The organism is Curtobacterium sp. MCPF17_001 (assembly GCF_003234615.1).
Classification (GTDB): Bacteria; Actinomycetota; Actinomycetes; order Actinomycetales; family Microbacteriaceae; genus Curtobacterium.
Genome location: NZ_QKSL01000020.1, coordinates 37,800 through 45,539 on the forward strand (window position 1 = coordinate 37,800; position 7,740 = coordinate 45,539).

Annotated in this window: 7 protein-coding genes; 2 read left to right on the forward strand and 5 right to left on the reverse strand. The window is 72.4% G+C overall.

Going from position 1 to position 7,740, the window contains the following annotated elements; translation table 11 throughout:
* Positions 1–345: 345 nt before the first annotated feature.
* Positions 346–1,053, reverse strand: a complete 708-nt coding sequence (locus DEJ24_RS15095; RefSeq protein ID WP_258374667.1) for an endonuclease/exonuclease/phosphatase family protein — start codon at positions 1,051–1,053, stop codon at positions 346–348.
* Between the two features lie 211 nt (positions 1,054–1,264).
* Positions 1,265–2,704 carry an MFS transporter gene (locus DEJ24_RS15100; RefSeq protein WP_111079320.1) on the reverse strand — a complete coding sequence of 480 codons (1,440 nt, stop codon included), beginning with the start codon at positions 2,702–2,704 and terminating at the stop codon, positions 1,265–1,267.
* 174 nt (positions 2,705–2,878) lie between these two features.
* Between DEJ24_RS15100 and DEJ24_RS15105 the strand changes: the two genes are divergently transcribed.
* Complete coding sequence (locus DEJ24_RS15105) at positions 2,879–4,120, forward strand: hypothetical protein (RefSeq protein WP_111079321.1); 1,242 nt, start codon at positions 2,879–2,881, stop codon at positions 4,118–4,120.
* 64 nt (positions 4,121–4,184) lie between these two features.
* Here DEJ24_RS15105 and DEJ24_RS15110 read toward each other — a convergent pair whose 3' ends face one another.
* The 3 genes from DEJ24_RS15110 to DEJ24_RS15120 form a co-directional block, all read right to left on the reverse strand.
* On the reverse strand, positions 4,185–4,676 hold the full coding sequence (locus DEJ24_RS15110; protein WP_111079322.1) for a pyridoxamine 5'-phosphate oxidase family protein: 492 nt from the start codon (positions 4,674–4,676) through the stop codon (positions 4,185–4,187).
* Positions 4,677–4,796: 120 nt separating this feature from the next.
* The gene (locus DEJ24_RS15115; RefSeq protein WP_111079323.1) at positions 4,797–5,423 is read right to left on the reverse strand and encodes a hypothetical protein; all 627 of its coding nucleotides are present in this window, start codon (positions 5,421–5,423) and stop codon (positions 4,797–4,799) included.
* Between the two features lie 137 nt (positions 5,424–5,560).
* On the reverse strand, positions 5,561–6,670 hold the full coding sequence (locus DEJ24_RS15120) for an LLM class flavin-dependent oxidoreductase (protein ID WP_111079324.1): 1,110 nt from the start codon (positions 6,668–6,670) through the stop codon (positions 5,561–5,563).
* A gap of 101 nt (positions 6,671–6,771) precedes the next feature.
* On the opposite strand from DEJ24_RS15120, the gene DEJ24_RS15125 reads away from it, so the two are divergent.
* Positions 6,772–7,740, forward strand: a 969-nt coding sequence (locus tag DEJ24_RS15125) for an SDR family oxidoreductase (RefSeq protein ID WP_111079325.1), incomplete at its 3' end; no start/stop codon positions are given.

Here is a 7,740-nt window from a genome sequence, read left to right on the forward strand (position 1 = left end):
GCGTCGGCCGCCGAGGTCGCACGATCTGCCGCCGGACCGCTCCCCGGGCGGCAGATCGTGCGACCCCGGCGGAACGCCGACGGCACGTCGTGCGACCTCGCCGAACCGACGCCGGCCGGGAGGCACGCGACCAGCCCGCCACGCGCCTCCCGTCGGCCTCCCCGTCCGTCACCCGTCCGGCGCCGCGAGGTCGCACGATCTGCCGCCGGACCGCTCCCCGAGTGGCAGATCGTGCGACCGCGGCCGAACGCCGACGGCACGTCGTGCGACCTCGCCGAACCGACGCCGGACGGGAGGCACGCGACCAGCCCGCCAAGCGCCTCCCGTCCGGCAGACGCCGAGGGGTCAGGCGACCGCGGACGACGTCCCGGCAGCCGACGCGGGCACGTCGTAGTCGGCGCGCACGAGGATCGGGCGGTGGTCGGAGATGCCCGCGGGCAGGGTCTCGACGCCGGCGATGTGCAGCCCGACGCTCGTCGCGAAGTCGAAGTGCCCGGTGAACTTGCGGTAGCGCAGGTACGTCGGCTGGTCCGAGAGCGACAGCGCGAAGCCCGACTCCTCGATCTTCCGGCGCAGGTTCGTCTGGAACCACGGGTAGTTGAAGTCGCCGACCATGATCGCCGGGGCCTCGCTCGACAGGTCGCGGACGAAGTCGTGCGCGGCCTCGATCTGCTTGCGGCGCAGCGAGTTCGTCGCGGTCAGGGGCGAGGCGTGGAACGACGCGACGATGACCTCGGCCTCGGCCTCCTTGTCGTACAGGTGCATGGCGATCAGTCGCTCGTGCGCGGGCGAGAGGACCCGGTCGTGCAGGGACTTCTGCAGCGAGTGGATGCCGAGGTCCTGCACGTCGAAGCGGTCGTCGCGCTTGTAGATGGCGAGACCGAGACGGTTCGCCTGGGTCGACGCGGCGAGGGTCAGCCCGCCGACCGAGGTGGCGAGGTCGGTGCTGTCGCACTCCTGGACGCAGAGCACATCGGCCCGCGAGGCCTCGGCCAGGGCGGCGAGCTCGCTGTTCGCGGTGTGCTCACGGAGGTTGTAGCTCACGACACGCAAGGACCTCTGCCCGACTGCGGTGGTCGGTTCGGTGGATCCCTGCTCGTGTGGCGCCGCCATGCTGCCTTCCGTCCTGGGCCCTGAACGGCCCGCTCTCCTGCCGCGGTCACGGTACTCGGGCATCGCAGCAGGTTGCTGAGACTGTAGCGCGCTGCGCATCCCGGACACGTGACCTGCGGGTGCACGCCGGGTGACGAGCCGTGACACTCGGTCAGCTCCGCGGAACGCCCGACGACCCCGTTCGCAGACGCCGCGACGGCCGCACCGTCTCCCCCGCGGTCCGGCTCATCAGGAGCCCCTCGACGCAGGCGACGACCAGCAGCACCGCGATCACGACGAACGCGACCGCGTAGGGCCCGGAGCCGGCGAGCCCCTCCCCGCCGACCCCGGCCGCGGCCCGGAGCACGACGGCGACGACGGCGACGCCGAACCCGGCCGCGGTCTGCTGCAGCGTCGAGGACAGCGTGTTCGCCGCGGTCATGTCGGGCTGCTCGACGTCGGCGAACGCGATGGTGTTGTACGCGGTGAACCCGACCGAGCGTGCGGCTCCGCTGACGACGAGGAGCACGACGAGCAGCCAGAACGGGGTCGTCGGCGTGAGGAACACCATCGCCACGACGGACAGTGCGGCGACGGCCGAGGACACCACGATCACCGGCCGGTACCCCCACCAGCGGAGGAACGGCGTGGTCGCGGGCTTGATGCCGAGGTTCCCGACGAAGACCCAGAGCACGGCGGACCCGGCCTCGAGCGCGGTCCACCCCCATGCGTCCTGGAACAGCAGCGGCAGCACGAACGGCACGGCGGACACGGCCAGGCGGAACAGGCTGCCGCCGGCGTGGGACACCCGGAAGGTCTCGAGCCGGAACGCGCCGAGCCCCATGATCGGGTGCGCGGCCCGGAGGAAGTGCCGGATCGCGAGCCAGGTGCAGAGCGCCCCGACGACGCCCGCGAGCACGGTCGGTACGACGGGCACGGTGTCGAGCGCCAGCAGCGACGCCATGACGACGAGCGCCCCCAGCCCCAGGCACGCCAGCAGCGACCCGAGCCAGTCGAACGGCACCCGCTCCGGTGCCCGCTCCTGCGGCACGATCAGGAGCGCCGCGACGACGGCGACCACCCCGAGCGGGATGTTGACGAGGAAGATCCAGTGCCACGAGAGGGTGTCGACGAGCACCCCGCCGAGGAACGGCGCGATGACCGGAGCCGCGAGCGCCGGCCAGGTGAGGATCGCGATGGCCGTGACGAGCTGGTCGCGACCGGCGCTCCGGAGCACCACGAGCCTCCCGACCGGCACCATGAGCGCGCCGCCGAGCCCCTGCAGGATCCGCCAGAGCGTCAGCTCGACGAGTCCGGTGGAGGCGGCGCAGAGCGCGGACGCGACCGTGAAGAGCGCGATGGCGCAGACGAAGACGGTCCGTGAGCCGACGCGGTCGGTGATCCATCCGCTGACCGGGATGAACACGGCGAGGGTGACCAGGTACGCGGTGATCACGACGCCGACCGCTGCGGAGTCGACCCCCAGGTCGCGGCCCATGGCCGGGGCCGCGGTGGCCAGGATCGTGCCGTCCAGGAGCTCCATGAAGAAGGTGCCGGCCACGAGCACGGCGACCGCCGTGCTGCTCGTCCGTCGTGCTGTCGTCGTCGTCATCGCCTGGCATGCTAGTCCGGCTCGCGTCCCGGCTCGCGTCCCGGCCGACGCAGTCGGGAGGCCCAGATCACGCGCTCTGGACACCCGCACCGTCGCGCGTCCCTCCTCTTCAGGGATCGCCGACTACCGTGGCCTCGTGCAGTCTGCCGTACCCGACCTCCGCGGACCGCGCGCGTGAGCCGCCCGGACGGTGTCCTGACGGGCTCGGTCGCCGCGGGTCGCCGTCGCGTCGTCGACACGGTCGTCAGCATGCCGGCGTGGGCTGCGGTCCTGCTCCTGTGGGCCGTCGGACGCCTGGTGTCGACGATGTGGCTGATGGTCGCCTACCCCTTGATGAGCCGGGTCCAGCCCGACAACGCGCTCTGGGGCAACGACCACGGGTTCACGGCGTTCCTGACCTCGTGGGACGGCCAGTACTACGAGGCGATCTCACTGCACGGGTACCCGTCGGTGCTGCCGCTCGACGCCACCGGTCACGTCGCCCAGAACGCGTGGGCGTTCCTGCCGGCGTTCCCCTTCACGATCCGCCTGCTGACGGTCTCCACAGGTCTGCCGTTCACGATCGGCGGCCCGGCCGTCGCGATCATCGCCGGACTCATCGCGACGTTCCTGCTCCACCGACTCGTCCAGGACCACGCGGGCGACACGGCGGCGCTGTGGGCGGTCTTCTTCTTCACCTGCGGTCCGCTGTCGTTCCTGCTGCAGGTCGGGTACGCGGAGACCGCGTTCCTCGCGCTGACCTTCGGGGCGCTGCTGGCCATGGAACGACGACGGTACGGGTTGCTCACCGTGCTCGGGATCGTCGCCTCGTTCACACGTCCTGGTGCGCTCGCGATCCCCCTGACCCTCGGCGTCATCGCGCTCGTCCGGTACGTCGGGGCCCGTCGCTCGGGCGCCCGCAGCCTCGACGGGTTCCCCGTCCGCGAGCGGGTCCAGGTCGTGGTCGCCGGACTCGTGATGGCCGCCGCCGGAGCCGCGTGGCCGGTCATCGCCGGCTGGGCCACCGGTCGCCCCGATGCGTACCTGGCGACAGAGATGTCCTGGTGGGTGAACTTCATCGGCCGGGTGCACTTCGTCCCGCTGTCGCCGTGGTTCCTGACCACCGCGAAGTGGCTCGGTGTGGGCGGTGTGCTCATGGTCGTCGTGCTGCTCGTGCTCTACCCGGTGTGGTTGGCGCGCCGGTCGACTCGGAAGCTCGGGACGACCACGCTCGTGTTCGCCGCCGGGTACGCGCTCTACGTGTTCGCCGTGTCGCTGCCGATGGCGTCGACCCCGCGGCTGCTCATGCCGCTCGCGCCGCTGATGGGCTCGCCGGAACTCGTCGCGAGACCGGCGATGCGCTGGACCCTCGTCGCCGGGGCGCTGGTCCTGCAACCGGTGTTCGTCGCGGTGCTCTGGCTGCTCGGGCCGCCCTGACGGTACCCGGAGCGCCGGCACGCGCACCCGCCCGGGCCGCTGCGGCCCGGGCGGATCCGCACGGCTAGACCTCGAGCGTGCCGTGGCTGCCGACGTCCGGCTGGGACTGGTGCCCGAGCGCGGCCTTGAGGGTCTGCACGAGCGACCCGACCGTGCCGGTGTCCTGGGTCCAGTACTCGACCGAGACGCCCTCGACGGTGAGCAGCCGGATCGACGGGTCGTCGCGTCCCTCGGGGAACCACGCCTCGGCGAACGGCGACCACAGTTCGTCGACGACCGCCCGGTCCTCGGTGACGGTGGCCGTGCCGGCGATGGACAGGTAGCCGCCCTGGGACTCGATCGCGACGTTCACGTGCGGGTTCCGGGCGATGTCCTCGACCTTCTCGCTGCCGTCCTGCACCAGGAAACGCAGGCTGCCGTGGAAGGACTTGTCCTGCACGGCGAGCGGCCGGGCGTGCAGCTGCCCGTCCTCGCTCACCGTCGTGAGGAGCGCCGTGCGGGCACCGTGGACGATGTCCGAGATGGCGGCACGGTGGTCGGTCTGGGTGTCGGTCATGATGCTCCTTTGCGTCGTGCGCCCCGTCCCCGCTGACACGTCAGCCGGGCGTCGGGCGCGAACCGTTCCGACCAGTGTGCCCCCGTTCACTGGACGCGCGCGAGGGGCCCGTCCCGTGCCTCAGGCGCGTTCGCGGATCGTGGTCTCGACGTCGACGACCTGTGGGATCCGCGGCAGTGAGGCGAACCCGAACCGCACGGGCGGGTCGAGCGGCGCGAGGTCGCCGAGCGCCTCCCCCGCCCAGGTGCCGCGGACGCCGACGACGTCGTGTGCCCCGGTGACGCCGTAGTACTCGCGCCGGCCGTTGCCCGCGGTGCCGGCGGTCCCGGCCCCCGGGGCGACGAGCTTCGCGACCGGGTCGATCACGGTGAGCCAGCGGGGGTCGCGGGCGATGCGCTTCGGGACGATCCGCAGGACCCTGCCGAGCGGGGAGATCGCGCCGACGTCGACCGAGGCGACGAGCGGGCCGGCGTCGAGCTCCAGGCCGCGGTCGGTGCGGCGGGCGTCGATGTCGACCACGGACACGGCGTCGAAGCGGTACGTGCCGGAGACGTAGGCGGCGACGATCTCGTCCGGGGCCAGCAGGACGCTCGAGCCGTCGGGCAACTCCACGAAGACGTCGGTGAAGGCGCCGAACGGTGACGACTCCCACATGCCGACCACGAACCGGACGCCGGAGGTGCTCCCGGCGCCGAGGATCCGCCCGCGGAACCGTCGTTCGGTGGTCTCGTTGCTGCTCGGCGACATGCGCCCGACGCTACCCGCGTCGTCCCGGGAGCCACCGGGCGGGCGTGCCCCGTGCCTCCCGGCCGTGCGGACGCAGACAGGCGGACGGATGCGAGACACCGGTGGCATCGGCCGGCCGGGCCGGACGGGAGGCGCGCTCAGGGCACCGGGACCGGCTCGGCCAGCAGCTCGCGGACCCGCGGCGCGACACGCGTGCCGTAGAGCTCGATCGACCGCATCATGTCGGCGTGCGGGAGGCGTCCGGTGGCGTACCGCATGTCGAACCGCGAGACGCCGAGGATCCGCATGTTGCGCGCGATCTTCCGCGCGACGGTCTCCGGGGACCCGACGTACAGCGACCCGCCGGCGGACAGCCCGGCGCGGTAGCCGGCCTGGTCGAGCGGCGGCCAGCCGCGCTCCCGACCCAGCTGGTCCGTGACCGCCTTGTGGAAGGGCCAGTAGCGCTCGGCCGCTTCCTCGTCGGTCTCGGCGATGAAGCCCGGCGAGTGCATGGCGATCGGCTGCTGCGGGAGTTCGAGCTGGTCGAGCGCCTGGCGGTAGAGCCGCGCGAAGGGGGCGAACTGCGCGGGCTGCCCGCCGATGATCGCGAGGAACAGCGGCATGCCGTAGGACGCCGCCCGGATCACCGACTGCGGGGAGCCGCCGACGCCGATCCAGGTCGGGATCGGGCCGTGCTCGAGCTTCGGGAAGACGTCCTGCTCGACGAGCGAGGCACGCTTGGTGCCCTGCCAGGTGACGGTGTCGCCCCCGCGGAGGGCGCTCCAGAGTTGGAGCTTCTCCTCGAACAGCACCTCGTAGTCGTGCAGGTCGAAGCCGAACAGCGGGAAGGACTCGGTGAAGGACCCGCGGCCCAGGATGACCTCGGCGCGCCCGTCCGAGATCGCGTCGACGGTGGCGAAGCGTTCGTACACGCGGACCGGGTCGTCGGAGGAGAGCACCGTGACGGCGCTGCCGAGTCGGATGCGCTCGGTGCGGGCGGCGATCGCGGCGAGGACGACCTCGGGGGCGCTCACGGAGTAGTCGGCGCGGTGGTGCTCCCCGACGCCGATGAAGTCGATGCCGACCTGGTCGGCGAGGACGGCTTCGTCGAGCAGGTCGCGGAGGGTCTGGGCGTGGGTCTGCACGCCCCCGTCCGCGGACTCGGTGACGTCGCCGAAGGTGTCGAGGCCGAGCTGCACGGGGCCGATGCGGTCCGGTGCCGGGGGCGGCACGTCCGAGGGTCGGTCGGTGCCGAAGGCGTTGCTCATGGGACCCTCCCGGATCTCGCAGTCGATCAATGCGAACGCATGAAAACTAGCACGATCCGCCCGCCCCCGCACCCCCAGCACGGCTGTGTACGGTCCGACGCATGGTGCAGCCCGCGAACCTCCCCGACCAGACCGGCCGACGCATCGTCGTCACCGGGTCGAACAGCGGCACCGGCAAGGAGACCGCCCGCAGGCTCGCAGGAGCCGGCGCGAGCGTCGTCCTCGCCGTCCGCACGGCCTCCAAGGGCGAAGCCGCCGCCGCCGAGATCCGGAGCGAGCACCCCGACGCCGACCTCGAGGTCCGCGAACTCGACCTCGCCGACATGTCGAGCGTGCACCGCTTCGCCGACGGGATCATCGCCGACGACCGTCCGCTCGACGTGCTCGTCAACAACGCCGGCGTGATGGCACCCCGGGAGCGCTTCGAGACCGCGGACGGCTTCGAGCTGCAGTTCGGGACGAACTACCTCGGCCCGTTCGCGCTGACGAACCTGCTGCTGCCCACCCTGCTGCGTGCCGGAGCCCCCCGGGTCGCGACGATGTCGAGCATCGCCGCGGTGCCGGGCAAGATCCACTTCGGCGACCTGCAGTGGCAGACCGGCTACCAGCCGTGGCTCGCCTACGCCCAGTCGAAGCTCGCCGACCTGCTCCTCGGACTGCACCTGCACCAGGTGGCGGTCACCCGCGACTGGCACCTGTCCTCGACCATCGCGCACCCCGGCTACACCCGGACGAACCTGCAGTCGGCGGGTCGGTCGCTCGGCCGCGACCGCCCCGTGCAGTCGAGCGACCGGGCGCTGCCGTTCACACAGGACGTCGAGCAGGGCTCCGAGCCCCTGCTGTACGCGGCTGTCGGGCGGAACGCCGCCTCCGGGGCCTACTACGGGCCGGCCGGGGCGTTCGGTCTGACCGGGCCGACCACCCTCGCCTCGGTGCCCCGCTCAGCCCGTGGCGTCGACCTCGCCAGGTCCACCGCGCTGGCACCGGACGACCGGGACGCGATCCTCCGGGACACGGTCGAGCCGGAGGGGCACTTCGCGACGCTCTCGATCGTGGCCGCGGCGGTCGGA